The 25,450-nt window shown below is 73.1% G+C and carries 24 protein-coding genes; 17 read left to right on the top strand and 7 right to left on the bottom strand.

The annotated features are described in order from the left end of the window. Window positions 1-10: 10 nt before the first annotated feature. Both ACQPZ4_RS22165 and ACQPZ4_RS22160 read left to right on the top strand, forming a co-directional pair. A complete protein-coding gene (locus ACQPZ4_RS22165) occupies window positions 11-859 on the top strand; it encodes an alpha/beta fold hydrolase (protein ID WP_433064299.1) in 849 nt (282 codons plus the stop codon). An 8-nt stretch (window positions 860-867) separates the two neighbouring features. Further along, window positions 868-2,328 (top strand): catalase, encoded by a 1,461-nt coding sequence (locus ACQPZ4_RS22160; RefSeq protein ID WP_433064296.1) that lies wholly within the window; start codon window positions 868-870, stop codon window positions 2,326-2,328. A 3-nt stretch (window positions 2,329-2,331) separates the two neighbouring features. Here the strand turns inward: ACQPZ4_RS22160 and ACQPZ4_RS22155 are convergent, their stop codons facing one another. After that, window positions 2,332-2,940 (bottom strand): hypothetical protein, encoded by a 609-nt coding sequence (locus ACQPZ4_RS22155; RefSeq protein WP_433064293.1) that lies wholly within the window; start codon window positions 2,938-2,940, stop codon window positions 2,332-2,334. A gap of 23 nt (window positions 2,941-2,963) precedes the next feature. After that, window positions 2,964-3,545: a DUF4352 domain-containing protein gene (locus ACQPZ4_RS22150; protein ID WP_433064291.1), complete on the bottom strand. Its 582-nt coding sequence runs from the start codon at window positions 3,543-3,545 to the stop codon at window positions 2,964-2,966. A gap of 280 nt (window positions 3,546-3,825) precedes the next feature. On the opposite strand from ACQPZ4_RS22150, the gene ACQPZ4_RS22145 reads away from it, so the two are divergent. The 7 genes from ACQPZ4_RS22145 (at window position 3,826) to ACQPZ4_RS22115 (ending at window position 12,987) form a co-directional block, all read left to right on the top strand. Beyond that, window positions 3,826-5,475 carry a methyl-accepting chemotaxis protein gene (locus tag ACQPZ4_RS22145; RefSeq protein ID WP_433064288.1) on the top strand — a complete coding sequence of 550 codons (1,650 nt, stop codon included), beginning with the start codon at window positions 3,826-3,828 and terminating at the stop codon, window positions 5,473-5,475. A 177-nt stretch (window positions 5,476-5,652) separates the two neighbouring features. Further along, window positions 5,653-6,117, top strand: coding sequence for an SRPBCC family protein (locus ACQPZ4_RS22140; protein WP_433064286.1), 465 nt, complete (start codon window positions 5,653-5,655; stop codon window positions 6,115-6,117). Window positions 6,118-6,146: 29 nt separating this feature from the next. Further along, window positions 6,147-6,911, top strand: a complete 765-nt coding sequence (locus ACQPZ4_RS22135; protein ID WP_433064284.1) for a GntR family transcriptional regulator — start codon at window positions 6,147-6,149, stop codon at window positions 6,909-6,911. Window positions 6,912-7,013: 102 nt separating this feature from the next. Next, window positions 7,014-7,307: an ArsR/SmtB family transcription factor gene (locus tag ACQPZ4_RS22130; RefSeq protein WP_433064282.1), complete on the top strand. Its 294-nt coding sequence runs from the start codon at window positions 7,014-7,016 to the stop codon at window positions 7,305-7,307. Beyond that, a complete protein-coding gene (locus ACQPZ4_RS22125; RefSeq protein ID WP_433064280.1) occupies window positions 7,304-10,870 on the top strand; it encodes a hypothetical protein in 3,567 nt (1,188 codons plus the stop codon). The genes ACQPZ4_RS22130 and ACQPZ4_RS22125 overlap by 4 nt, the downstream gene beginning before the upstream one ends. A 164-nt stretch (window positions 10,871-11,034) precedes the next feature. Further along, window positions 11,035-11,820 carry an RNA polymerase sigma factor SigF gene (locus tag ACQPZ4_RS22120; RefSeq protein ID WP_433064278.1) on the top strand — a complete coding sequence of 262 codons (786 nt, stop codon included), beginning with the start codon at window positions 11,035-11,037 and terminating at the stop codon, window positions 11,818-11,820. Between the two features lie 135 nt (window positions 11,821-11,955). Next, on the top strand, window positions 11,956-12,987 hold the full coding sequence (locus ACQPZ4_RS22115) for a DUF6183 family protein (RefSeq protein ID WP_433064275.1): 1,032 nt from the start codon (window positions 11,956-11,958) through the stop codon (window positions 12,985-12,987). On the opposite strand, the gene ACQPZ4_RS22110 is transcribed toward ACQPZ4_RS22115, so the two are convergent. Then, window positions 12,988-13,800 (bottom strand): SDR family oxidoreductase, encoded by an 813-nt coding sequence (locus ACQPZ4_RS22110; protein ID WP_433064273.1) that lies wholly within the window; start codon window positions 13,798-13,800, stop codon window positions 12,988-12,990. Window positions 13,801-13,854: 54 nt separating this feature from the next. Between ACQPZ4_RS22110 and ACQPZ4_RS22105 the strand changes: the two genes are divergently transcribed. After that, a complete protein-coding gene (locus ACQPZ4_RS22105; RefSeq protein ID WP_433064270.1) occupies window positions 13,855-15,021 on the top strand; it encodes a nucleoside 2-deoxyribosyltransferase domain-containing protein in 1,167 nt (388 codons plus the stop codon). Here ACQPZ4_RS22105 and ACQPZ4_RS22100 read toward each other — a convergent pair. Then, on the bottom strand, window positions 15,018-15,452 hold the full coding sequence (locus ACQPZ4_RS22100) for an NUDIX hydrolase (RefSeq protein ID WP_433064267.1): 435 nt from the start codon (window positions 15,450-15,452) through the stop codon (window positions 15,018-15,020). The two genes, ACQPZ4_RS22105 and ACQPZ4_RS22100, sit on opposite strands and share 4 nt — an antisense overlap. A 95-nt stretch (window positions 15,453-15,547) precedes the next feature. Between ACQPZ4_RS22100 and ACQPZ4_RS22095 the strand changes: the two genes are divergently transcribed. Further along, entirely contained in the window at window positions 15,548-16,636 is a 1,089-nt protein-coding gene (locus ACQPZ4_RS22095) for a cellulose binding domain-containing protein (protein WP_433064264.1), read from the top strand. A 13-nt stretch (window positions 16,637-16,649) separates the two neighbouring features. Further along, window positions 16,650-17,225, top strand: coding sequence for a hypothetical protein (locus tag ACQPZ4_RS22090; protein ID WP_433064261.1), 576 nt, complete (start codon window positions 16,650-16,652; stop codon window positions 17,223-17,225). A 267-nt stretch (window positions 17,226-17,492) separates the two neighbouring features. Here ACQPZ4_RS22090 and ACQPZ4_RS22085 read toward each other — a convergent pair whose 3' ends face one another. Both ACQPZ4_RS22085 and ACQPZ4_RS22080 read right to left on the bottom strand, forming a co-directional pair. Beyond that, complete coding sequence (locus ACQPZ4_RS22085; protein ID WP_433064258.1) at window positions 17,493-18,704, bottom strand: NAD(P)-binding domain-containing protein; 1,212 nt, start codon at window positions 18,702-18,704, stop codon at window positions 17,493-17,495. After that, complete coding sequence (locus ACQPZ4_RS22080) at window positions 18,697-19,245, bottom strand: OsmC family protein (RefSeq protein WP_433064255.1); 549 nt, start codon at window positions 19,243-19,245, stop codon at window positions 18,697-18,699. Before ACQPZ4_RS22080 ends, ACQPZ4_RS22085 begins: the two co-directional genes overlap by 8 nt. 65 nt (window positions 19,246-19,310) lie before the next feature. Between ACQPZ4_RS22080 and metX the strand changes: the two genes are divergently transcribed. Genes metX through ACQPZ4_RS22055 form a run of 5 tightly spaced genes read left to right on the top strand, consistent with a single transcriptional unit; the run spans window position 19,311 to window position 24,448 of the window. Further along, complete coding sequence (gene metX, locus ACQPZ4_RS22075) at window positions 19,311-20,495, top strand: homoserine O-acetyltransferase MetX (protein ID WP_433064252.1); 1,185 nt, start codon at window positions 19,311-19,313, stop codon at window positions 20,493-20,495. Then, window positions 20,492-21,799, top strand: coding sequence for an O-acetylhomoserine aminocarboxypropyltransferase/cysteine synthase family protein (locus ACQPZ4_RS22070; RefSeq protein WP_433064249.1), 1,308 nt, complete (start codon window positions 20,492-20,494; stop codon window positions 21,797-21,799). Before metX ends, ACQPZ4_RS22070 begins: the two co-directional genes overlap by 4 nt. Beyond that, on the top strand, window positions 21,799-22,278 hold the full coding sequence (locus tag ACQPZ4_RS22065; RefSeq protein WP_433064246.1) for a CoA-binding protein: 480 nt from the start codon (window positions 21,799-21,801) through the stop codon (window positions 22,276-22,278). The genes ACQPZ4_RS22070 and ACQPZ4_RS22065 overlap by 1 nt, the downstream gene beginning before the upstream one ends. Beyond that, window positions 22,275-23,132: a PhzF family phenazine biosynthesis protein gene (locus ACQPZ4_RS22060; protein ID WP_433064243.1), complete on the top strand. Its 858-nt coding sequence runs from the start codon at window positions 22,275-22,277 to the stop codon at window positions 23,130-23,132. Before ACQPZ4_RS22065 ends, ACQPZ4_RS22060 begins: the two co-directional genes overlap by 4 nt. Beyond that, window positions 23,129-24,448: a DNA polymerase IV gene (locus tag ACQPZ4_RS22055; RefSeq protein ID WP_433064240.1), complete on the top strand. Its 1,320-nt coding sequence runs from the start codon at window positions 23,129-23,131 to the stop codon at window positions 24,446-24,448. The genes ACQPZ4_RS22060 and ACQPZ4_RS22055 overlap by 4 nt, the downstream gene beginning before the upstream one ends. A gap of 96 nt (window positions 24,449-24,544) precedes the next feature. Here ACQPZ4_RS22055 and ACQPZ4_RS22050 read toward each other — a convergent pair whose 3' ends face one another. Then, complete coding sequence (locus ACQPZ4_RS22050; protein ID WP_433064237.1) at window positions 24,545-25,387, bottom strand: hypothetical protein; 843 nt, start codon at window positions 25,385-25,387, stop codon at window positions 24,545-24,547. Between the last annotated feature and the right edge of the window lie 63 nt (window positions 25,388-25,450).

Below are 25,450 nucleotides of genomic sequence, written 5' to 3'. Positions count from 1 at the left end.
GCACCACCGCATGGTGGAGATCCGGCATCGGCGCGCCGAGGTCAACGGGGTTCGGCTGCACTATGTGACTGCTGGGCACGGGCCGGTGGTGCTGGGGATGCACGGGTGGCCGGAGTCGCATCGGCAGTACCGGGGGCTCATCGAGCGGTTCGGCGACCGGTACCGGTTCATCGCGCCCGATCTGCGCGGGTTCGGGGACAGTGACAAGCCGTTCGAGGGATACGAGCCGGAGTCGATCGCGCGGGACATGCTCGGGCTGCTCGAGGTTGAAGGGGCCGAGCAGTTCCACATCGTCGGCCACGATCTCGGGGGGCCGCCCGCCGTCGCGCTCGCCTATGCCGGCGGGGACCGGGTGCTGTCGCTGTCGACGATCGAGACGCCGTTCTTCGGGCTCGAGTACCCCGGGTACGTCGACCCCGCCGTGCACTACTGGCACCTCGCGATGCACATGCGCATGGACGTCACGCGGATGCTCGTCGAGGGGCGGGAGGAGCAGTATCTGCGGCACTTCTTCCGCGACTTCGCCTACGACCCCGAGGCCATGCCGGAGGAGGAGGTGCAGGCGTACGTCACGCTCATGCGCCAGCCCGGCACGCTCCGCGGCAGTCTCAACCTGTACGGGTCGATCCCGCGGCAGGCGGTACAGACGCGGGCGCTGACCAAGGAAAAGCTGCGCGTGCCGATGATGGCCTGGGGCGGTGCGGTCTCCTTCGGGGCGCACTGCATCGACAGTGCGCGGGCCATCGCCGAGGAGGCGCACGGCGGGGTCATCGAGCGCTGCGGGCACTGGGTGTTCCAGGAGCGCCCGGACTTCATCGCCGACAAACTCGACCGATTCTGGGCCGGAAAAGAGGTGTGACACCGGACATGGACAAGACGACGACCGACGGCGGAAACCCGGTTGCCAGCGACGAGTACTCGCTCACCGCCGGGCCGGGCGGGCCGAACCTGCTGCAGGACGCGTACCTGGTCGAGAAGCTCGCGCACTTCGTCCGCGAGCGGATCCCGGACCGGGTCTACCACGTGAAGGGCTTCGGCGGCTTCGGCACGTTCGAGGTCACGCACGACGTCACCGGGTTCACGAAGGCCGCGTTTCTCAACACCGTCGGCAAACGGACCCCGATGCTGGCCCGGATCTCCCTCGTCGCCGGCGAGGAGGGGTACCCGGACACCGACCGTGACGTGCGGGGATTCGCGCTGAAGTTCTACACCGAGGAGGGCAACTACGACCTCGTCGGCAACAACACGCCGGTGTTCTTCGTGCGCGATCCGATGAAGTTTCCCGATTTCATCCACTCGCAGGAGCGGCGGCCGGAAACCGGGTTGCGCGACAACAACATGCAGTGGGACTTCTGGACGCTCTCGCCCGAGTCGGCGCACCAGGTGACGTACCTGATGGGCGACCGCGGCACCCCGCGCACGCTGCGGCACATGAACGGGTACGGCAGCGACACGTACATGTGGACGAACGCGGGCGGCGAGCGGTTCTGGGTGAAGTACCACTGGAAGACCGAGCAGGGTGTGGAGAACTTCAGCGACGCCGAGGCCAAGGCGATGCGCGGCACCGACCCGGACTTCCACCGCCGCGACCTGCACGACGCGATCGCGCGCGGCGAGCACCCGGCGTGGCGGCTCGAGGTGCAGCTGATGCCGTACGCGGACGCGCCGGACTACCGGTTCAACCCGTTCGACATCACCAAGATCTGGCCGCACGCCGACTATCCGCTGATCCCGGTCGGCCGCTTCGTGCTGGACCGCAACCCGACCGACTTCTTCGCCGAGATCAACCAGGTCGCCTTCGACGTGGCCAACTTCGTGCCCGGGATCGGGCCGAGCCCGGACCGCATGGTGCTCGGGCGGATGTTCGCCTACGCGGACTCGGCGCGGTACCGCAACGGCGCCAACTACATGGAGCTGCCCGTCAACCGCCCGCTGACCGAGGTGCACAACTACAACAAGGACGGCCCGATGCGCCACGGCAGGCACAGCGGGCCCGTCTACGCGCCGAACAGCTACGGCGGCCCGAAGGCCGACCCGCGCTTCCCGGACGCGAGCTGGTCCTTCGAGGGCGGCGAGATCGTCCGCACCGCCTACGAGGCGCACCGCGATGACGACGATTTCATGCAAGCGCGGATGTTGTACCGCGATGTGCTCGACGCCCCCGCCCGCGACCGCCTCGCCGGCAACATCGCCGGGCACCTCGGCGACGGGGTGGAGCGGTTCATCCAGCAGCGGGCGATCGACGGCTATTGGAGCCAGGTCGACCCCGACCTCGGCCGGGACGTGGCGCAACGGCTGGGCCTGGCGGTCCCGGCGATGGCCCGCTGACGTTCAGGCGCGAGGGCCCCGGATCGCGGCGCGGGCACGGGCATAGTCCGCGACGCGGTCCGGCGGGTGCCCGCCGTGCTGGGCGTACGCGTGGTACATCGCCACGATCGCGTCCTCCAGCTGCCGCGACCGGCCCCGCTCGGCGAGCAGCACGACGACGGGCTCCCACATGCCGTACCCGATGTCCTCGATCGCCAGCAGCCCGTCGAGGTAGCGGCCGGGGCGCAACAGGTCGTCGGCGATGCCCGCGAGCTCGGCGGCGGCCGTGCACAGCGCGGTTTGAGCCGACTCCAGGTCGCCGGTCTGCGGATCGGGCGGCATGTGCACGAACCCGCGCTCGGGTTGCCGGCGGGATTCGACGAAGCGCATGCCGTACCGCAGCGTGCTCTTGGAAAGCGGCTGGGGCCCGAGGTTGTCCCGCCAGGTGACGTATTCCCACCACTCGACGGGCACCACGGCCAGCCCGACGTGCACCAGCACCGACCCGGGCAGCGTCCGCCGGCCGGTGCCGATCATCGCGATGCCGTCCGCCGTCTGCCGCAGCCACGTGCCGCGGGTGCCCTTGAAGCCCAGCGGGCGGATGACGGCGCCGACTGCCCTGTCCGCGAACACGCGCGGAGCATACATCGGCGTCACTACGTGGTGAGCTGCCACTCGCCCGTCTCGTCGGCGAAGCCGCTGTCCATGGTGAACTGCACGGTGGCGAGCCGATCGGCCGCAGGTACGGCGAACGTCACGTATCCCTCCGTGCTCGCCCCCGTGGCCACCTTGCCGGCGGCGGGGAAGGCCGGGCCGACGGTCGTGGCCGTGAACCGCGCGTCGAAGCGCTGCCCGCCGGTGTCGACGAGCGCCGTGCCGTCGTCGGGCAGGTCGTCGTAGACCACGGTGCCGGTGTTCGCGATGCGCAGCTGCACCGCCACGAACCGGTTGCCCTCCCCCGGCCCGCACACCCCGTCGGCGGCCTGCACCGCGTCGGCCACCCGCAGGACCGTCACCGTCACCTGCTCGCCGTCGCGGTTGCCGTGCAGCGTGAGCGACCCGCCGACGGCCGCCGGCGCGGGAGCCGTGTTCTGCTCGACGACGACCGCGGCGGGCGCCGGTGCGGCCTTCATGACCGGGATGGCCAGGCCCACCGCCCCGACCACGGCGACGATCGTGCCGGCCCACGTCCTCTTGTCGAAGTCGCGTGCCGGCCGCGGGTACATGTTCGGTTGCATGCGTGCTCCCCCACGACGGTGTACGAAAAGCGCACCATGTATCGGCGATCTGGACGTGAAGGTGAGCGGTTGTGTGAGCGTGGCTCGCGGTGGGCAATGACGTGCCATGCCATGGGTCCTCTGGGTGCTCGCCGGTGCCGTCGCCCTCCGCGGTGTCGCGGGGGTCCTGCTCTACTGGGACCGCCGCCAGGTCAAGCGCTGACAGCCTCAGATTCCTCTCACTCCCGCCGATAGTCCGACTGGCGCGGTGCGCCACTCGGAGCGGGCAGGGGAGAATTCGGTGGCACAGCGGGACGTACGGGTCACGGTCGCGCGCGGGCGGCTGACGGGGGCGGTCGCCGACCGCGGGGTCATCACCAAGGCGTTCCTGGCCGCGCTGCTGGTCACGATCGTGGCCGCGGCGGTCGCGGTGCTGTCGCTGAGCCGGATGTCGCGGCTCAACGCCGACCTGCACGACATCAAGACCCGCCACCTGGAGAGCGCCCAGCAGCTGACCGAGATGCGCGCGGGCATGGCCGACATGTACCGCAACATGCTCATCTTCTCGCTGTTCGTGGCCAACGGCGCCGGGAGCCAGGCCGGCCCGTACCGCACCGCCGCGACCACCGCCGACCAGCGCGTCGACGCCGCCGTCACGGCGTACCGGAGCCTCGCCGCCGGCTCCACCGCCCGGCTGGCCCAGCTGGCCGTGGTCACGGACGACCTCGGGCAGTACCGCACCCTGCGCAACGTCGTCGTCTTCCACGAGGCGCCCCCGGCCGGCTACACCGTCCCGGCCCAGGACCAGCTCGTCGCCACCTCGTCGAAGCTGGAGAACGGGGTCGCCGAGGCGCTCAACAGCCTGCAGAAGCTCGAGGAGCAGGAGGCGACGGCGACCGAGGCGCAGGCCAGCGAGGAGTACCGCGACGCCCGGCTGTACATCATCGCGCTGCTGCTCGGCGGCCTCGCCATCGCCCTGGCCGCCGGCATGTTCGTCGCCCGGATCGTGCGCCGCCAGCTCAGCAGCGTCTCCGGCGCGCTGCGGGCGCTGGCCGGGGCCGACCTGACCAAGCCCGCCGAGGTTTACTCCCGCGACGAGCTCGGCGAGATGGCCGCCGCCGTCAACGACGCCCGCGAGGGCCTGCGCGGCACCGTCGCCGCCATCAGTACCGGCTCCCGGACCCTCGGCGACAGCTCCCAGCAGCTCACCGCGGTCAGCGGCCGGATCGCCGCCAACGCCGTCGAGGCCGCCCGCCAGTCCGACGTGGCCGCGGGCGCCGCCGGCGAGGTCTCCCACAACGTGCAGACGGTCGCCGCCGGCGCCGAGGAGATGGGCTCCTCCATCCGCGAGATCGCCCGCAACTCCGGCGAGGCCGCCCAGGTCGCCGCCGAGGCCGTCGGCGTCGCCCAGTCCACCAACGACACCGTGTCCAAGCTCGGCGAGTCCTCCGCCGAGATCGGCAACGTGGTCAAGGTGATCACCTCGATCGCCGAGCAGACCAACCTGCTCGCCCTCAACGCCACGATCGAGGCGGCCCGGGCCGGCGAGGCGGGCAAGGGCTTCGCCGTCGTCGCCAACGAGGTGAAGGAGCTCGCCCAGGAGACCGCCCGCGCCACCGAGGACATCTCCCGCCGCGTCGAGGCGATCCAGGCCGACACCGGCAACGCCGTCGACGCGATCGGCCAGATCAGCCGGATCATCGCCCGGATCAACGACTACCAGCTCACCATCGCCTCGGCGGTCGAGCAGCAGTCGGCCACCACGGCCGAGATGACCCGCAGCGTCGGCGAGGCCGCGCACGGCGCCACGAACATCGCCGGCAACATCGCGGGCGTGGCCCAGGCCGCCCAGGCGACCTCGAGCACGCTCACCGAGGCCGACACGACCGTCACGGAGCTCTCCCGCCTGGCGGCCGACCTCCAGCGCGAGGTCGGCCGCTTCAAGATCTGACGCCGACTACTGCGTCTGGCCCGGCCTCAACAGGACCTTCGTCCAGCCCGCCGCGCGGCGGTCGACGGTCGCGCAGCTGCCGGCTGTACCGCTATATGGCCACATGACCATATAGCGCTACCTCCGCGCCGCGTCGATTTGCGGTGTCGGACCCCAGCGGCGGCTATCGTCCGGGGCATGGCCCAGTTCACGGTCTCGGTCGAGGTTGGCGCGCCCGCGGAGCGGGTGTGGGAGGCGCTGACCGACTGGCGCAACCACGCGCGGTGGGCGCCGCTGACCACGGTGCGGCTCACGACCGACCGCATGGACGGGGTCGGAGCCGGGTTCGTGGCGCGCTCCGGGATCGGGCCGCTCGGGTTCGACGACGTGATGACGGTGTCGCGCTGGGAGCCGCCGGTCGACGGGGCGGCGGGGCGGTGCGACGTCGACAAGCACGGGCGGGTGCTCAAGGGCACGGCCTGGTTCCTCGTCGTACCGCTCGATCCCACCCGCTGCCGCGTGGACTGGTCCGAGGACGTGACGGTGGTGCCGCACCGCCTCGATCGGGTGACCGGGGGCGTGGTCGGACTGGTCGGGCGGGCCGGGTTCGGGCAGGCGCTGCGGAAGATGGCGCGCGAGGTCGAGCAGGCACCCCGGGAGTAGGATCGCGTGGCTTCGAAAAGGGGGCTGGCGTGACGCGATTTGCGGCCGAGATTGTCGGGGATCTCCGGCGGCGCATTCTCGACGGTCAGCTCGTGCCAGGCGGGGCCATTCCCACCGCCAGGGACATCATGGCCGAGTGGGACGCGACGATGGCGACCGCGTACAAGGCGATGACGCTGCTGCGCGAGGAGGGGCTGGCGGCCAAGCACCGCGGTACCGGCCTGATCGTCACCGCCGACGCCCCCGCCGTCGCGGCCGCGTGGCAGCCGCCGCCCGCGCACGGGGACGTGACCCGGGCGCGGATCGTGGCCGCCGCCATCGAGCTCGCGGACGCGGGCGGGTTGGCGAACCTGTCGCTGCGGCTGCTCGGCCAGCGGGCGGGCGGGCTGGTCACGGGGACGTTCTACAAGTACGTGCGGGACCGGGCCGAGCTGGAGGTCCTGATGGCCGACGCGGTGTTCGCCAAGCATCCGCCGCCCCGCCCGGCCGGTCCGTGGCGCGCGCAGCTGGAGCAGCTGGGGCGGTCGCAGTGGCGGCTGTACCGGCGGCACAGCTGGCTGGCCGGGACCGTCACCTTCGACAGCCCGCACGTCCGCGCCCACCTGGACTGGGCCGATCGCGCGCTGTCGGCGGCCGGCCTGCCGCCGCGCGGGTCGGTGCTGGCGACGTTCGTGCGGGGGACGGCGCTGAACCTCGAGCAGGTGGACCGCCGCGCGCGCCGGGCCGAAGGGGACGCCGACACCGAACTGTTCGAATTCGGCCTGGGCGCACTGCTGGACGGGATCGCCGCCTAGTTCCGCATAGTCGCATGCTGATATGGCGATACGACGTCTCGTTATCCGAAATGAAAACGCGTATCGTCTCGGCGTCCCTCCCGGCCCGTTCGAGGAGCGCCGATGTCGTACGCCGCGCGCCACGAGCGCGTCAGTGCGCTGTTCCGCGCCCTGGCCGCGCCGCTGCGCCTGGCGATCGTCGAGCTGCTGATCGTGCACCACCAGCTGCACGTACACGAGATCGTGGAGGCGACCGGCGCCCCGCAGACGCTGACCTCGCAGCACCTGCGCATCCTCCGCGACGCCCAGCTCGTCGAGCGGGCGCAGGACGGGCGCAGCATCGTGTACCGGCTGACGGACCCCGAAATCGCCGGCCTCGTCGCGGCGGCGGTGCGGCTGTTCGGCGACCTGCCGTGAGCGGCTTCAAGGCCCTGCTCCACGGCCTGTACGTCGCGGCGGGCCGGCCGTCCTTCGCCACCGTCGCCGCCGACGCCCATGCGCTGGCCGCCCGCTACGGCGTCGCCCACGGCCCGACCCGCACCGCGATCGGCGCCATGCTGCGCGTGGACGCGGGCCTTCCGAGCGAAGACTATGCGGTACTGGTAGCAGCCGCCCTGTCCCGCACCGCGGGCCGCGACCCGGACGAGTCGGCCCGGGCGATCCGAGTCGCGTGGAAGTCGGCCCACGCCGCCGCCCGCACCCTGCGCGGCCGCCGCCCGGGCGTCCCGATCAGCGAGGCGGGTCTGCCGCTTCCCCCAGAAGCGGGTCTGCCGCTTCCCCCAGAAGCGGGTCTGCCGCTTCCTCCAGAAGCGGGTCTGCCGCTTCCTCCAGGCGCGGTTCACGCCGCACCGACAGATCCGGCGACTGCGCCTCATCCGCGCGCCGCGGGGTCTTCGCGCCGGCTGCACGACGAGTCCGCCGGGAGGACTGCGCCTCATCCGCGCGCCGCGGGGTCTTCGCACCGGCTGCACGACGAGTCCGCCGGGAGGACTGCGCCTCATCCGCGCGCCGCGGGGTCTTCGCACCGGCTGCACGACGAGTCCGCCGGGAGGATCGTCGACGCGGTGCGGGGCGGGGCGAGCCGGGTGATGGCGCTCGTCGGCGTGCCGGGCTCGGGGCGGTTCCGAACCGCGGCGCAGGCCGTCCGGACGCTGCCCGACCTGTGGCGGATCTGGTCCCCTCCGGATGGGGACCTGGCCGCGGCGGGGCCGTACACCGTGGTGTGGCCGGCCGACGCCGCGCCCCGCCTGCACGCCGACCCGGACCTGGGCCGCACGGGACTGCTGGCGGCGGTGCGTTCGCTGGTCACCGACCCGGCGCGCGCCCCGGTACTCGTGGTGCTCCCGGTATGGCCCGACGACTGGGGCCGGCTGACCGCGCCTCCGCTGCCGGGCACCACCGACGGCCACGACGACCTGCGCGCCATCCTGCACGACGCGGCCGTCGCGGTGCCGCCGCCCGACGGCAAACCTAAGGCGACCGATTCGGCGGAGGTCGACGCGGTCGTCGACGCCTGGCGGTTCGGCGCGTCCGAGCCGGCGCTTGCCGAGGCCGTCCTGTATGCGGGAGCCGTGCGGCGAGCGGCGGTGTTTCCGGACGCGGCCTTCTGGAAGCAGCTCGGCGCCGCCGGCGATTGGCACACGGTCGGGGTGCAGGCCGAGCGGCGGGGCCGGTTCGCGCGAGCCGCCGAGGCGTACCGGCGCGCCGCCGAGCCGCGCAGCTTCTCGGCCCTGTCCCTCCTGCGCGACCGAGCCGGCGACCACGCCGAGGCCGACCGGCTCGCGATCGCCGCGGCCGGGCTCGGCGACGGCACCGCCCTGCGCCGGCTGATCGCCCGCGGCGACCTCAGGCGCGCCGAGACGCTGGCCCAGGCCCTCGACGACGACCCGGACCTGCTGTGCGCGCTCGCCGACCGGCACGCCGGAACCGACCGCGCCGAGGCCTGGTACCGGGCCGCCGCCGAGCAGGGCTCCACCGAGGCCGCGATCGCACTGGTGCGCATCCTGTTCGACCGCGGCGACCCGGCCGAGGCGGAGCGGTACGCGCACCGGGCCGCCGACGGGGACGACACCCGCGGCCTGCGCAACCTGGCCGACCTGCACCGCCGCTCCGGCTCTCCGGAGGCGGCCGAACGCCTCGCCATCGCGGCCGCGACCCGGGGCCACGCGGCGGAGCAGCGCGTCCTGCGCGAGGAACGGTTGCGCCTCGGCAAGCCCGGCGCGGTGGCGGCGTTACGGCGGCGCGCGGAGGACACCGCCGACCCCGGCGAGCTGCACCGCCTCGACGCCTGCCGGGCCGTCAGCATCACCCGCGCCCTGGCCATGGCCCTGCGCCTGGCCTGCCGCCGCCACACCGGTCCCCTGCGTACCCTCTCCGTCGACCGCCACCGCCGCGGCGACCGGGCCGACGGGCTGCGGCTGGCGGTGATCGCCGCCCGCGCCGGCGACCCGTCGGTCCTGGCCGAGATCGCGGTCCTCACCGCCTCCGCCGAGGACCAGTTCGCCACCGCCCGCCCCGCCGACCGGCACCCATCCACGCGGTCCGCCGAGTCCGCCACGGCAGCACGGCCGCAAGAACATGACACCTCACGGACCGCGGAACACCACACCATCGACCCGATCAGCGAACGCGCCATAACCGGACGGCCGCGAGAGCTCGACACGACCTCGCGGGAACGGCACGCCAGCGCCGGACTCGGCGAACGTGGCACCGCGGCGCGTTCGGACGAGCGGGCCGGGGCAGCGCGATCCAGAGAACCGCACACCATCGGCCGGACCGGCGCGCAGGACGGGGCGGCCCAGTCCAGAGAACGGCATTCCATCGGCCGGACGGGCGGGCAGGACGGGGCGGCCCAGGCCAGGGAGCGGCACACCATCGGCCGGACGGGGGCGCGGGACGGGGGCGCGCAGTCCGGGGAGCTCCTCGCCGAGCGGGCGGCGCTGCTCGGGGACGGCTCGGCGCTACGCAGGCTGGCCAGGGCGCGAAGGCTCCGCGGGGACGTAGACGGAGCCGGGCGCCTGCTGGAGCGGGCCGTGGCCGCCGGTGATGCCGATGCGCTGTTCGACCTCGCGCGGATCGTCGAATGGGCCGGGGACGCCGAGGGGGCCGAGGTCCGGTACCGGGAGGCCGCCCGCCGCGGGGTCGCCGGGGCGGCCGATGCGCTCGCGCGGTTGCTGCAGGACCGCGAGCCCGCCGCGGCGGCCGCGTACGCGAGGCGGGCCGTCGAGCTCGGGCACGCCACGGCGCTGCACGAGCTCGGGCGGGCGCGGGAGCGGGGCGGGGACGCCGAGGGGGCCGCCGCGCTGTACCGGATGGCCGGCGACGACACCGCGGCCCGGCTGCTCGCCGAGCTGTGGGAGCGCGAACAGCAGGCCGACGCCGTGGCGCTCGCGACCGAGGCGGCCGAGAGCGGGTTCCCGGCGGTGCTGCGGCACCTCGCCGCCCTGCGGGCCGCCGATGGCGACGCGCTGCTGTGGGCCGCCTACGAGCACGGGGACGCCGAGGTCCTGCCGCTGCTCCCCCATCTGCGGGCCGAGGACGACGGCCGGCACGCACGAGCGGAGCGGCTCGCCCTCGACGCGGCACAGCAGGGGCATACGCGCGCCGTGTCCGACCTGTGCGCGGTGCGGGCGCTCACCGGCGATCTGGCCGGGGCCGAGCGGCTCGCGCTGCGGGCCCGGACAGCCGGTCTCGCCGTCGACGTCCGGGCGCTGGTTGCCGGGCGTCTGAGCAGCGAGGAAGCGGCGCCGGTCACCGTGCTTCGACTGTACGACGAAGCCGGCGCCCACCTCGTGCTCGCCCGTGCGGCCGACGAGCACGCCGCGGCGGTCGCGCGGTGTGTGCTCGCGGCCAATCTCGGCGACCCGGCGGCGGTGCCGGAGCTGATCCGGCTGCATCGGCGGCGCGGGGATCACGTGACCGCCGACATGATCGAGCGGTACGGGCTCGATGACGACGGGGGCCCCGCCCGCGCCTGGTGAATCTGCAGGCCGCAGGGTATCAGGTGGCGGGAATCGACGCACAAATCGACGCAATAGTTGAAGTCGGCCAAGATCGGGGTTACGGTCGAGGACATAAGGCGCTCAAGCAGCGGGCGTCCGGTACCAAATCCGGGTTCTTCCCTGCTGCCGTGAGGTCTGCCTTCATGACGATCCAACTCAACGCCCGCCGCCGCGCCGAGGATGCCGAGGCGTTGGCGCTGCTCAGCCTGCTTGCCGACCTGCCCGAGGGCGCCGACCGCCGGCGCGTGCGGGGGCGGGTCATCGAGCTGTACCTGCCGCTGGCCCACCATCTCGCCGGCCGCTTCCGCAACCGCGGCGAGCAGCAGGACGACCTCGACCAGGTGGCGATCATCGGGCTCATCAAGGCCGTCGACGGGTTCGACCCCACCAACGGGGCCGCGTTCGTCGGCTACGCCATCCCCACCATCACGGGCGAGCTCAAGCGGCACTTCCGCGACCGGTGCTGGGACGTGCGGGTACCGCGGCGCATTCAGGAGAACCGCCTGCACATCAACCGTGTCACGGGCGACCTGACGCAGCGCCTGGGCCGCTCCCCCACGGTCGCCGACCTGGCCGCCGAGCTGGAGCTGAGCGAGGAGGACGTCATCGAGGCCCTCGATGCCGGCCGCGCGTACCGGACGCTGTCGCTCGACGCCCCGTCCGGCTCCAACGAGTCCGACGGCCCGAGTGACCTGGGCAACCTCCTCGGCGCGGACGACGACGACATGGAGCAGGTCGAGGCCCGCGAGGCGCTGCGCCCGCTGCTGGCCCGCCTGCCGGAGCGCGAACAGAAGATCATCGCGATGCGCTTCTTCGGCAACCGCACCCAGTCCCAGATCGCCGCCGAGCTGGGCCTGTCCCAGATGCACGTCTCGCGCCTGCTGACCAAGTCCCTGGGCATCCTGCGCGGCCAGCTCAGCCGGGGTTGATGCCGGCCGCCAACGTCCCCGGGCACGAAGCCGCCGCGTTCGTACGCCCAGTCGGCCCCAATCACGGCCGCCACCGCACCGTGCGTGGGGCCGCAGCGACTGCGGGGTTGATCCCGGCCGCTAGCGTTCCGGGGCATGGAGGTCGCGGAGGCGGTACGGCGGATGGGGCTGGCCGAGAGGTACCGCGACCGCGACTGGACCACGGCGGTCAGGGTCACCGACACCGCGGTGCGGCGCGCGGCCCCGCACTGGCTGACCCGGCTGGCCGAGGCGCTGCTCGCGGTGCCGCGGCCGACCTATCCGCAGCGCTTCGGCTTCGAGGCGGCGCTGCGCCGGCTCGCGACCACGCCCGGGGATCCGGGACGTGTCACGTTTGTGCGGAGCGCGGCCCGGCGGGGGCTGGCGTGGGGCGAGGTGCGGTACGGCCTGCCGGAGGTGGCCGCGTACCTGGCCATGGCGCAGCGGGAAACGGACCTGCTGCCGGTGTTCGCCGGCGCCGAGGCCACGGACGAGCTCGCGGCGTGCCTGTGGCAGGAGATGGTCATGCGCACGGACGCCACCGAGGCCGTCGCGGGTGAGTTCGCGGACCGGCTCGCGGCGGCCGGGCATCCGCTGTCGGTCCTGCCACGGACGCGGACGGCGCTCGAACGGGAGACGACGGCTGCGGTCAAGCTGCCGGTCGCCGGGGCCGCGCGCGTGACGTGCACGGCCGAGCGCCCGCTCGGCGTGCACCCGTGGCCCGGCGTGGACGCGGACTGCGCGGATGCGTGGCTGTTCACGCTCGAAGGGCCGTTGGACGGTTTCGGCGCGGCCGAGTTGCGTGCGCTCGGCCCGCGCAGCGCCGGATCGTCGTTCGTCCGCGTGTCCCGCATCGGCGGCGGTGACGCCCTGCGCAAGCTGCACGAAACCGCCTCCTCCGGCCCGGTGTACGGGCCGCGCAAGTTCGCGGCGTACGGACGGCTCGCCGCCTGGGAGTGCCTCGCCGCGCTCGTCGGGGTGGACGCACTGGACTTCGCGGCGGTCGAGTCGGCCGCGCGGGAGTGCACGTTCCTGTCGTACGTGTCGGACTGGCACATCCAGCTGGCCGACTCGCTCGACACCGGCCTGGCGGCGCTGTGGCCGGACCGGCGCACGGTCACCCTGATCGCGGCCACGGACAGCGACTGATCAGCGGAAGTCGGCCGCGTGGTCGGTGGCCCATTGCGCGAACGTGCGCGCCCCGTGGCCGGTGAGCTCGCGCACGCCGTCCGCGACCGGTTCCGGATTGTCCACAAGGGACGCCCAGTACGGCAGGGCGGAGTCGGCGAAGCCCGGGTCCATCGCCGCACGGGCCTGGTCGGCGCTGATCTCGAGCGCCACGCCGCCCAGCAGCCGCACCTGTTCTTCCTGGGTGACCGCGGACGGTCCACTCAGGACGTACGAGCGGCCGGCGAACGCCGGGGACGTCACCGCGGCGACCGCCGACTCGGCCAGGTCGCGCTCGTGGATGAGCGAGCGCGCGGCCCGCACGTACGGGATGCGGACCGGGTCGCCCGCGCGGATCGCCGGGGCCCACTGCAGGGTGTTCGTGGCGAAGCCGCTCGCGCGCAGGAACGTCCAGTCGGCGCCCGTCGCGCGGATGGCCGCCTCGACCTGGCCCCAGACGCCGTTCTGGTCCGGGGAGCGGTCGTCGCGGACGTGCATGGCGGACACGTACGCGATGCGGCGGCCGGGGCGGGCCAGCACCGGGGCGACCTCGTCGATGCCGCCGGCGCTCATGAACGGCCAGATGAGCACGACCGCGTCCACGTCGTCCGCCGCGGCGCGCAGAGCGTTCAGGTCGCGCACGTCGGCGCTGATCGCCTCGGCGCCGGATGGCAGGCCGTGCGCGTTCCGGGCCAGGCCGCGCACCTGGACGCCCTGTTCGCGCAGGAGGCCGACCGCGATCCGGCCGATGTTGCCCGTCGCGCCGACGACCAGGGCCCGCTTGATGTCCGTCATGACTCCATGAGAAGACCTCAACCGGCGTTGAGGTCAAGCTGGCATGCTGGGCCCATGAGCGACGAGATCATCGTGGTCACCCCGCCCGACGAGCCGCCGCCGTGGTGGGACGCCGCGGTGTTTCTCGCCGGGCCCACCCCGCGCAGCGCGGACGTGGACAGCTGGCGGCCCGCGGCGATCGAGCTCCAGCGGCGGTGGAGCGGCGGGCGGCTGGTGGTGTTCTCGCCCGAGCCGGCCACCGGGGTGGTGCCCGACTACCTGGGGCAGATCGGCTGGGAGGAGGCCGGGCTGCACCTCGCGGACCGGATCGTCTTCTGGGTGCCGCGCGAGCCGGCCACGATGCCCGCGTTCACGACCAACGTCGAGTGGGGTACCTGGCACCGCAGCGGGAAGGCGGTGTTCGGGGCGCCGCCCGAGGCGCCGCGCAACCGGTACCTGATCGCGGGGGCCACGGCCGAGCACGTGCCGACCGCGCAGACGCTCGACGAAACGCTCGCCGAAGCGCTCGACGGGCTGTCGCCCGGTGCGCGACGCGAGCGCGGCGAGCGGGAGGTGCCGCTGATCGTGTGGCGGACGCGCAGTTTCCAGCAGTGGTACCGCGCACACGTGGACGCCGGAAACGAACTGCTCAGTGCGCGGGTGGAGTGGGTGTTCCGGCGGGGGGCGCGCAGACGGCAGGTCGTGTACTGGGCGCTGCTCACCGACATCCGCGTCGCCGCCGAGGATCGGGTCAAGGCGCGCCAGATCGTGCTGTCGCGCGCGGACCTGTCCAGCGTCGTGCTGTTCCGGCCGGCCCCGACGCGAGACGAGACGCTCGTGGTGCTGGTGCGCGAATTCCGCTCCACCGCGTCCACAACAGACGGATTCATCCACGAACTGCCCGGCGGGGCCGGCCCCGAGGACGTCCCGCCGCTCGAGCAGGCGGCGGCGGAGGTGCACGAGGAGACCGGACTGTCCATTCGACCGGACCGGCTGCGCGCACACGGACACCGCCAGATCGCCGGCACCCTGTCCGCCCACCGCGCGCACCTGTTCTCGGCGGAGCTGACCGAGCGCGAGGTGGACACCCTGCGCGCGACAACGGACACCCCGTTCGGCGAGGCGGGTTCGACCGAGCGCACCTGGGTCGAGCTGCACACCTGGGCCGCGATCCGGGCCGGCGACCTCGTCGATTGGCCCACGCTTGGCATGCTCACCCAAGTGTTGACGGACCGCGCCTAGTGCTCGACCAGACCACCGACGGCGACCGGCCCGACGTGCCCGGTCGGCGGAAGGGTCCGGGCCAGCTCCAGGCCCACGTCGACCAGCGAGGACCGGCGCAGCAGCGGCACCTCGGCGAGCGCCGTCCACGACGCCTCAGCTTCCAGAAGCGCACCGCCCGTGATGCGGACCTCGTAGAAGATACCGACGTTCTGGTGCTCGATCCCCAACCGCGCCTGCGCCGCCGGGATGACCCGGGAGTCGACGCCCAGCAGCCGGGTGACCTCCGCGCGGCAACCCGTTTCCTCCGCCACCTCCCGGATGACCGCGTCGAACGGGTCCTCCGACGGTTCGACCCCGCCGCCGGGCAGGGTCCACACCGGTGGGCACCGGGCGAGCAGGACCCGGTCGGACGCGAGGCACACGGCGTACGCCGCCAGTCGGAAACTCATCGTGGAAGTTTCACACACAGTTGCCGAAAAGGTTTTCGGCGCGCAGAGTGGCGGATGCCATGGCATCGGAGATCGTTGATGAGAGGAGTCGTAGCGTGCATCGTCATCAGCTCCGCGGGGTCGCGGTCGCGGCTGCCCTGGTCGTCGCCGCCGGTGCAGCGGCGGCGGTCGCCACCGGCTCGGCCAGCGCGGCGGCGGCCGGGTGCCGGGTCGGGTACACGATCGCGTCGCAGTGGCAGGGCGGGTTCGGCGCCGCCGTGGCCGTCACCAACCTCGGCGACCCGGTCAACGGGTGGACGCTGACCTGGTCCTACGCCAACGGCCAGACCGTCACCCAGGCCTGGAACGCCACCGTCACGCAGAGCGGCGCGAACGTGTCCGCCACGAGCGTGTCCTACAACGCCGCCATCGCCACGAACGCCACGGTGTCGTTCGGCTTCAACGGCGCCTGGAGCGGCACGAATGCCGTCCCAACCGCCTTCAAACTCAACAACGTCACCTGTACAGGCACCGTGGGCCCGACCGCCAGCGCGACCAGAAGCGCCACGCCGAGCGCCACCCCGAGCGCCAGCAGTTCACCCGCCGGGCCGGCGTTGAAAACCGTCCGGGTGTTCTGGCTCAAGCCGACCGACGTGGCGTTCGACCAGCGCTACCCCGACGGCATCGCCGCCGTCATGCGCGAGGCCCAGCGGTACTACAAGCAGGAACTCGGCAGGACGTTCACGCTCAACGCCACCGTGGTCGAGGTGGTCAACGGCGAGCACGACCGCAACTGGTACATCAACACGAACTGCGACCCGAACGGCGACCGGTACTGGTGCGTCGTGGGCAACATGCACCAGGAGCTGATGCGCCGGTTCGGCATCGCCAACCCGGACAGCCGCTGGCTGTGCGTCGGGGAGATCAGCGCCGAGGACGTCGGCAAGTCCGGCGGCGGGGCGAGCCCCGGCTGGGTCACGCTCAGCGGCCACGACGCCGACGGTGGGGCGGGCCTCAACGGGCCGATGAACCGCTGGTACGGCGGCATGGTCCACGAGCTCGGGCACGGCTTCGGGCTGCCGGACTCCACCTCGACCGACGGCACGCCGATGTCGGCCTCGTTCTACAGCTACCCGAACACGCACTTCAGCCAGGCCCAGAAGACCGCCATCCTGAACGGGCGGTACGGCTCTTTCCTCGCCTGACTACCCTGGCAGGGTGAACCGACGCATCCTGGCCGTCTGCTCCCTCCTCCTTCCGGCGCTCGCGATCGCGGGCTGCGGCGGGCCCGACCCGCAGCACAAGCCCCAGTCGAAGCGCACCACGGCCCCGGCGAAGTCCCCGGCGGCCCGGCCCACCGCCGGGCCGCCGATCGCGCTCGGCCAGTCCGCGCGGGTCCTCGACACCGTCAGCGCGACCGTCTACGACTTCAAGCTGCCCAGCGTCGCCAACGGCCCGAAGGCGGGCCCGGCCGGCTACACCTGGGCCTCGGCCGACGTGCAGGTGTGCACGCTGGACGCGGCGAAGAAGGACGTGACCGTGGACTGGAAGACGTGGTCGCTGCACTACGCGGACAACTCGGTGGCGCCGGCGGCGGAGAAGAACGACGACGCCTTCCCGCGCCCGCAGTACCCGTTCACGTCCCGCTCGCTGGCCAACGGCACCTGCGTGCGCGGCTGGATCACGTTCTCCGCCCCGGAGGCGACCCGGCCGACCACTGTGGACTACACCCCGCACGGCGCCGTGCAGAGCTGGATCGTCCCGGCAGCGGCGGCGGCCCCGTCGGCCTCCTGACGGAGGTAGGAGAGCTCCGGGGAAGGCCTCCGGACGGAGGTAGGAGAGCTCCGGGGAAGGCCTCCTAACGGAGGTAGGAGAGCTCCGGGAAGGCGCGGCGGTACGCGGCGAGCAGCCGCCCGGCCACCGCGTCGGACGGGACGAGGGGATGGTGCCGGGCGCCCAGGTCTCCTCGCCGGGCCGGGGCAGGCGCCGCAGCCCGGCGAAGACGATGTCGAGGAACACGTCACCGGAGACGAACAGGTCCATGCCCGCACAATATGCCGGTTATCCCGATCGGCCTAGTAGAGATCGGGTGAGATCCTCGACCACCTCCCGGGCGTCGTCCTCGATGCCGTGGATGAACGTGGACTTGCGCCGGCGCAGGACGGGCAGGCCCAGGGCGTACAGGCCGGAGACGCCCTCGACGACGCCGCCGTCGTGCCGCAGCCGGCCCTTGGCGTCGAGCACCGGCACGTCCAGCCAGGAGTAGTCGGGCCGGAACCCGGTCGCCCAGACCACCGTGCGGATCTCGCCGCTGGTCAGGTCGAGCTGCAGCCGGCTCTTGGCGGGCACCCGGGTCGGCTCCGGCCGCTCGTCGGAGACATCCCCGGCCCACGCGTCGAACGTCTCCAGCAGCCGGACCAGCTTCAGGTCGGCCAGCGCGAACAGGTTGCGCAGGCCGCCGGAGAACAGCGCCCTGCCGTCGCGCACCGCCGCCCACCGCCCGACGAGCTCCACGCCCAGCTCGGTGAGCGCGTTGAGGTCGAGCGTGCGCCGCTTCTCGTCGCCGACCAGCTGCGGCGAGGAGAGCTTGCGGGCCCGCTCCAGGTCGTCGATCTGGTCGTGGCGCTGGTCCCACACCCCGGCGGCGTCCATCCACCACAGCACGTCCCGGCCGCGGTACAGCCGGGGCATGCGCACGTGCTCGCCGACGGACAGCGTCACCTTGCGGCCCGAGCGGTGCAGTTCGGCGGCGAGCTGCACGCCGGTCGCGGAGGCGCCGACGACGAGCACGCCGCCCTCGGGCAGATCGGCCGGCCCGCGGTACTGGTGCGGCGTGACCTGCGCGATCCCGTCGGGCACCCCGGCGGCGAGGGCCGGCACCACCGGGACGTTGCAGGCCCCACTGGCGATGATCACGGACCGGGCGTGCACCGAGTCGTTGAGCACATACCCGTCGTCGTCAGGGCGCAGCGAGGTCACCGGCGAGCCGGATCGCACCGGCGCGGCGGCGGCGAAGCGCGAGATGAACGCCGCCACCTCGTCGCTGGTCATGTAGCCGTCCGGGTCCGGCCCGTCGTACGGCTGGCCGGGCAGCCGGGTCAGCCAGTTCGGGGTGAGCAGCCGCAGCGAGTCCCAGCGCTCGCGCTTCCAGGAGTTCGCGACCTCGCCGCGCTCGAGCACGACGTGGTCGATCGAGCGTTCGCGCAGGAAGTGACTCGCCGCGAGGCCGGCGTGGCCGGCCCCGATGACGACCGCGGAGTACCGCTCAGGCAACTTCGACCGTGACGTCGGTCGGGTTGGTGAGCGCGTCGAACACGGCGGAGCGCTTCTGCGACTGCGCGACGAGCGCCTCGATCTCCTGGCGGGAGGCGTCGGCGTCGATGGTGAAGGTCACCTTGATGCCCTCGTAGCCGTTGCGCACGTCGCTGTCGGCGCCGAGGATGCCGCGGATGTCGTGCTGGCCCTCGACCTGCGCCTCGACCGAGCGCAGCTGGATGCCGCGGTTCTGCGCGACGCTCGCCACCCCGGCGGTCAGGCAGCCGGCCAGGCCGACGAGCAGGTACTCGATCGGGGTGATGCCGTTGTCCTCGGCCGCGAACACGGCCGGGTGGTCGGACGGGAACGTCGAGACGGCCTTGTGGGTCTGCTCCTGGCCGAGGCCGAAGAACTTCTCGATCGTGGTGGTGCTGTGCACGCCGTTGTCCCAGCGGGAGGAGGCGCGCCAGGTGAACTGCGCGGCCTCAGGGGCGTCCTTGAGCGCTTGGCGCGCATCGAGCAGTGCCTGAACGTTGACACCGTTGTCGGCGGAAGTCATATCGTGTTCTCTCCTTCGCGCTGCCTATAATCCTGGTCCGATTACCTATAACACCCACTAGGGCGATGGACAATACACCTTCAGTCGAGACGCAGTACATCGACCTTCCGGCTCCCGTTCAGCTTGACTGCGGCCGCGAGCTGTTCCCGGTCCGAGTCGCGTATGAGACATACGGCAACCTTGCTCCCGAACGGGACAATGTCATCCTCGTGTGCCACGCCCTGAGCGGCGACGCGCACGCGGCCGGCCTGTCGGCGAGCCCGTCCGCGGCCGGCACGCGGGACGGGTTCGCGGCCGAGGACCGCGACGGCGCCGCCGGGAAGGCTCTCGGATGGTGGGACGGCATGATCGGTCCCGGCAAGGCGTTCGACACCGACAGGTACTTCGTCGTGTGCACGAACCTGCTCGGCGGCTGCCGCGGCACCACCGGCCCGTCCTCGACCGACCCGGCCACCGGGCGCCCCTACGGCTCGGACTTCCCGGTCGTCACGGTGGCCGACATGGTCCGCACCGAGCGCGCGGTCCTGCGCGAACTGGGCATCGAGCGGCTGGCCGCGGTGGCCGGCGGTTCGCTGGGCGGCATGCAGGCACTGCAGTGGGCCGTCTCGTACCCCGGCGAGGTCGGCGCGATCGTCGTGATCGCCAGCACGCATGCGCTGCACCCGCAGGGCGTGGCCTGGAACGCGATCGCCCGCGAGTCCATCATGGGTGACCCGGCGTGGCAGGGCGGTCACTACCACGGGACCGGCCGGGCGCCCGAGGCCGGGATGGGCGTCGCGCGGATGGTGGGGCACATCACGTACCTGTCCGCGCCCGCGCTCGAGGATCGCTTCGCCCGGCGGCTGCAGTTCGCCGACGACGTGCGGTACACGATCACCGAGCCGGAGTTCCAGGTCGAGAACTACCTGCGGCACCAGGCGAACTCGTTCGTGCGCCGGTTCGACGCGAACACCTATCTCTACCTGTCCCGCGCGCTGACGTACTTCGACCTGGCCCGCCAGCACGGCGGGACGCTGGCGAAGGCCCTGTCGGCGGTACAGGCGAAGACCTTGCTCATCGCGTTCAGCTCCGACTGGCTCTATCCGCCCGCCGCCTCCCGCGACATCGAGGCGGCACTGGTCGAGCTCGGCAAGGCGGTAGAGTTCCACCTGATCGAGGCGCCCTACGGCCACGACTGCTTCCTGCTGGAAGAGGCCCGGCAGACGCCCATCATCCGCCGGTTCCTCGGCGAGGAAGGCGACAGCGAGTGACTTTTCGTGCTGAGCAGGACCGGGACTTCGGCTTCGAGACCCGGCAGCTGCACGCCGGGCAGCGGCCCGACCCCAACACCGGGGCGCGGGCGGTGCCGATCTTCCAGACCACCAGCTACGTGTTCGAGGACCCGGAGTCCGCGGCCGCGTACTTCAACCTGCAGGAGTACGGCAACACGTACTCGCGCATCATGAACCCGACGGTCGCCGTGCTCGAGGAGCGCATCGCCAACCTGGAGGGCGGGGTCGGCGCGGTCGCGTTCGCCAGCGGCATCGCGGCCCAGGCGGCGGCGCTGTTCACGCTGCTGCAGCCGGGCGACCACGTGGTCAGCTCCTCGGCGCTGTACGGCGGGACGGTCAACCAGCTCAAGCACCTCCTGCGCAAGATGACCGTCGAGCTGACCTGGGTCGACCCGGACGACCCGGACGCCTGGCGGGCCGCGGTCCAGCCGAACACCAAGGCCTTCTTCGCCGAGACGATCGGCAACCCGGCCGGCAACGTGCTCGACATCGCGACCGTCGCCGCGATCGCCCACGAGCACGGCGTGCCGCTCATCGTGGACAACACGTTCGCCACGCCGTACCTGTGCCGGCCGATCGAGTGGGGCGCGGACATCGTCGTGCACTCGGCGACCAAGTTCATCGGCGGGCACGGCACCAGCATCGGCGGCGTCGTGACCGAGGCGGGCACCTTCGACTGGTCGAACGGGCGCTTCCCGGTGATCGCCGACCCGTCGCCCGCCTACCACGGGCTGCAGTTCCACGAGACGTTCGGCACGTACGGGTACCTGATGAAGCTGCGCGCGGAGACGCTGCGCGACCTGGGCGCCGCGATGTCGCCCTTCAACGCGTTCCTGTTCCTGCAGGGCCTGGAGACGCTCAGCCTGCGCATGGAGCGGCACGTCAGCAACGCGCTCGCGGTGGCCGCGTTCCTGGAGGAGCACGAGCTCGCCAGCAACGTCACCCACCCCGGCCTGCCCGGCAGCAGGTACAAGGCGCTCGTCGAGCAGTACCTGCCGCGCGGGGCCGGCGCGGTGTTCTCCTTCGACTGCGCGGGCGGGCGCGAGGGCGGGCAGAACCTCATCCGCGGCGTCTCGCTCTGGTCGCACCTGGCCAACGTCGGCGACGCGAAGAGCCTGATCATCCACCCCGCGAGCACCACCCACCGGCAGCTCAGCGACGCCGAACTGGCCGCGTCCGGGGTCGGCCCCGGCACCGTGCGGCTCTCGGTGGGCACCGAGTCGGTCGAGGACCTGCTGTGGGACCTCGAGCAGGGCTTCACCAACGTCTCCAAGGCGGGCTGATGGACCTCCAGCACTACCAGGACACCCAGACCATTCAGCGTGTACTGCACACCGCGCGCACCATCGCGGTCGTCGGACTGTCCGCGAACGAACTGCGCGCGTCGTACTTCGTCGGCTACTACCTCAAGCGGCACGGGTACACCGTCATCCCGGTCAACCCGCGCGAGCAGCAGATCCTCGGCGAGACGTCGTACCCGTCCCTGGCCGACGTGCCGGTGCCGATCGACGTGGTGAACGTCTTCCGCGCCCCGGCCGCGCTGCCCGGCATCGCCCGCGAGGCGGTCGCCGCCGGCGCGAAGGCCCTCTGGTGCCAGTTCGGCGTGATCAACGAGGAGGGTGCGAAGATCGCCGAGGACGCCGGGCTCGACGTCGTCGTGGACCGCTGCCTGAAGATCGAGCACGCCCGGTACGTCGGGCGCATGCACTGGCTCGGCTTCAACACCCAGCGGATCACCTCCGTGCGCACCGGGCTGCAGTGACCGCGTTCGCGTACGTCGACGTGTTCGCGGCCGCCCCGCTCACCGGCGCGCCGCTCACGCTCGTGCCCGACGCGGACGGGCTCACCGACGCGCAGTTGCGCGCGATCGCGCGCGAGTTCAACCAGTCCGAGACCACGTTCGTCGTCACGCCGACCCGCCCGGGGGCCACGCGGCGGCTGCGCTCGTTCACCCCGACGGGCGAGGAGGTCTTCGGGGCGGGCCACAACGCGCTCGGGGCCTGGCTGTGGCTGGCCGGCACGCTGCTGACGCGTGACGCCGACACCTTTTATCAGGAAATCGGCGCCGACGTCCTTCCCGTGTACGCCACGCGCTCCCCCGACGGCCGCATCTCCATCGCGATGGAGCAGTCGCCGCCGTTCTTCGGCGCCGTCGCGTCCGACCGGGCGGCGCTCGCCGCCGCGCTCGGGCTGCGTGAGTCGTCCCTCGTGGCCGATCGCGACGCGCGGGTGGTGTCCACCGGCGCCGGGCACCTGCTCGTGCCGGTCGGGTCGCGCGCCGACGTGGACGGCGTCGCCGTCAACGCGGACCGGCTCGTGGCCGTGCTGCGCGAGTGCGGCGGCGAGGGCTGTTACGTGTTCACGCTCGACGGCGGCGCCTATGCGCGGTTCTTCAACCCGGCGATGGGCATTCCCGAGGACCCCGCCACCGGTACGGCCGCCGGGCCGCTCGCCGCGCTGCTCGTGTCCGAGGGACTCGCGCCGTCGCCGGTCGTCATCGAGCAAGGGCACGCGATGGGGCGGCCCAGCCGGATCACCGTGACCGTCACCGGCTCGCGGGTGGTCGTGGAGGGCTCCGGCGTGGTGTCGGCGACGGGGACGCTGCGCCTGTCTTGAGCCCGACCTCGACCCGGACGATCATGCACCTCGACCTCGATGCCGCGTTCGCCAGCATCGAGCAGCGGGACAAGCCGTCGCTGCGCGGCCGGCCCGTCGTCGTGGGCGGGATCGCCGGGCGCGGGGTGGTGTCGACGGCGTCGTACGAGGCCCGCGCGTTCGGGGTGCGCTCGGCGATGCCGATGGCCGAGGCGCGGCGCCGGCTGCCGGCGGGGGCGGCGTACCTGGTGCCGCGCTTCGAGGCGTACAGGCGAACCAGCCAGGTCGTGATGGAGCTGCTGCGCGAGGTGTCGCCCCTGGTCGAGCAGGTCTCGATCGACGAGGCGTTCGTCGACTTGGCAGCCGGCGGCCACGATTGCGTGACGCCGGCCGTGACCGCGCTCGCCCGCGACATCAAGGCCCGCATCGCCACCGCCACCGGCGGCGTGACCGGCTCGGTCGGCATCGGCACGTCGAAGCTGGTCGCGAAGATCGCCTCCGACCTGGACAAGCCGGACGGCCTCACGGTCGTCGGCCCGGGCGACGAGCTGGCGGTGCTGCACCCGCTCCCGGTGACCAAGCTGTGGGGCGTCGGCCCGGCCACCGCCGAGCGGCTGCGCCAGGCCGGGGTGCGCACGATCGGCGACCTGGCCGCGCGGGAGCTGATCGACCTCGTGGCGTGGTTCGGGCAGGCGCACGGCAACGGGCTGTTCCGCCTCGCGCGCGCCGACGACGACCGGCCCGTCGTCCCCGAGCGCGACACGAAGTCCGTCTCGGCCGAGGAGACCTTCGGCACCGACGTCGCCGACCGCGCCGCCCTCGGCCGCGAGCTCGACCAGCTGGCCGACCGGGTGGCGAAACGGCTGCGGGCGGCGGGGCTGTCCGGGCGTACCGTGACGGTGAAGGCCCGGTACTTCGACTTCACCACCATCACCCGCTCCGCCACCCGGGACCAGCCGACCGACGAGCCGGCCACGATCCTCGACGCGGCCCGGCGGCTCCTCGCCGACATCGACGTGACGAGCGGCCTGCGCCTGCTGGGTGTGGGCGTCTCGGCGCTGACCGAGTTCGCCCAGGACGGCCTCTTCCCGATCGGCGCCGAGGCCACCTTCGAACCACTGGAGCCGGCCGGCGCCCCGGCCCCTGCCGTGGACCTGGAATGGCGCACCGGCCAGGACGTCCACCACGACGAGCACGGCGCCGGCTGGGTCTGGGGCGCCGGGCTCGGCCGGGTCACCGTGCGCTTCGAGGGCCCGCGCACCCCGCCCGGCCCGGTGCGCACGTTCCGGGCCGGCGACCCGCTGCTCCACCGCGCCGACCCGCCGCCCTGGCGTTAGCTCGGTCGCCGTGACCGACGGCTGCGTGTGCCGCAGGCTCGCCGCCGCCGTCGAGGCCATCCGGGCGGGCCTCCGTCCGGGCGAGTGGGACATGGACTAGCGCGGCGACTCGGGCCGCAGGTAGATGTGCCGGGCGGTGGGGACGAAGTCCTGGATGTGGGCCCGGGCGCGGTGCAGGGTGGCGGGCACGTCGGCACCGGCGGGCAGGCCGACCCGGGCGGTGACCATGAGCTCGTCGTGGGCGAGGTGCACGACCGTGAGCTGGGCGACCGAGCGGATGTCCGCGGCCAGCAGGGCCAGCTCGATGCCGTCGGTGTCGACCGGGCGGGCCGGCGCGAGGGTGGCCAGGCCGACCAGCCGCGCCGCGAGGAGAAGGTCGACGGCGGCGATGGCGGCGGCGACGGTACCGGCGGCGAGCGTGTCCAGAAGCCGCGTGTGGCTCAGGTGGCAGGCGGTCGCCCCGGCCAGCACGGCGAACGTGGCGGCGGGCGCGGCCAGGTGCAGGCCGACGGCCAGGGACGCGGCGATGCGCGGGTTGAGCCGCAGGTAGGCCCGCCAGGACGCGGCGCCGCGGTCGCGGTTCGCGGCGCGCAGGAGGACCGCGGCCGCCGCGAGCTGGGCGGCGCACGCGGTGGCCAGGCCGAGCCGGGCCGCGCTGGACGGGCCGACGCACGGGATCGGGCCCTCGGGGGTGACGGCGGCCCACACCACGTACAGCGCGGCGAGCGAGGACAGCGCGACGCTCGCCGCCAGCGGCAGGAGCATGCGGTCGCGGCGCGGGGCGGTGCCGGAGCCGGACAGCTGGGTGAGGACGCCGGCCAGGGCCAGGGCGGCGACCGCGACGATCATCGTGGCGGCGGTGGCCGCGTAGGCGGCGGCGAGGAGCGCGACCGCGGCCAGGCCGCAGCCGACCACGACGCGGCGACCGGACGCTGTCATGCCCACGCCGCCATATTGACGGATCGGGGCCACCCGGCCAACCGGCAGAGTCGCCTCGCGGGG

The sequence above is a fragment of the Dactylosporangium sp. CS-033363 genome, assembly GCF_050942475.1.
Classification (GTDB): Bacteria; Actinomycetota; Actinomycetes; order Mycobacteriales; family Micromonosporaceae; genus Dactylosporangium.
The sequence above is the reverse complement of the archived record's forward strand: the minus strand, read 5'-3'. Positions and strand labels throughout refer to the sequence as shown.

Coding starts and splice junctions, on each gene's coding strand:
- ACQPZ4_RS22140 (WP_433064286.1), top strand. CDS start 5,653: ATGGCCCAGTTCACGGTCTCGGTCGAGGTTGGCGCGCCCGCGGAGCGG.
- ACQPZ4_RS22130 (WP_433064282.1), top strand. CDS start 7,014: ATGTCGTACGCCGCGCGCCACGAGCGCGTCAGTGCGCTGTTCCGCGCC.
- ACQPZ4_RS22120 (WP_433064278.1), top strand. CDS start 11,035: ATGACGATCCAACTCAACGCCCGCCGCCGCGCCGAGGATGCCGAGGCG.
- ACQPZ4_RS22080 (WP_433064255.1), bottom strand. CDS start 19,245: ATGACTTCCGCCGACAACGGTGTCAACGTTCAGGCACTGCTCGATGCG.
- metX (WP_433064252.1), top strand. CDS start 19,311: ATGGACAATACACCTTCAGTCGAGACGCAGTACATCGACCTTCCGGCT.
- ACQPZ4_RS22160 (WP_433064296.1), top strand. CDS start 868: ATGGACAAGACGACGACCGACGGCGGAAACCCGGTTGCCAGCGACGAG.
- ACQPZ4_RS22110 (WP_433064273.1), bottom strand. CDS start 13,800: ATGACGGACATCAAGCGGGCCCTGGTCGTCGGCGCGACGGGCAACATC.
- ACQPZ4_RS22115 (WP_433064275.1), top strand. CDS start 11,956: ATGGAGGTCGCGGAGGCGGTACGGCGGATGGGGCTGGCCGAGAGGTAC.
- ACQPZ4_RS22150 (WP_433064291.1), bottom strand. CDS start 3,545: ATGCAACCGAACATGTACCCGCGGCCGGCACGCGACTTCGACAAGAGG.
- ACQPZ4_RS22165 (WP_433064299.1), top strand. CDS start 11: ATGGTGGAGATCCGGCATCGGCGCGCCGAGGTCAACGGGGTTCGGCTG.
- ACQPZ4_RS22105 (WP_433064270.1), top strand. CDS start 13,855: ATGAGCGACGAGATCATCGTGGTCACCCCGCCCGACGAGCCGCCGCCG.
- ACQPZ4_RS22065 (WP_433064246.1), top strand. CDS start 21,799: ATGGACCTCCAGCACTACCAGGACACCCAGACCATTCAGCGTGTACTG.
- ACQPZ4_RS22100 (WP_433064267.1), bottom strand. CDS start 15,452: ATGAGTTTCCGACTGGCGGCGTACGCCGTGTGCCTCGCGTCCGACCGG.
- ACQPZ4_RS22050 (WP_433064237.1), bottom strand. CDS start 25,387: ATGACAGCGTCCGGTCGCCGCGTCGTGGTCGGCTGCGGCCTGGCCGCG.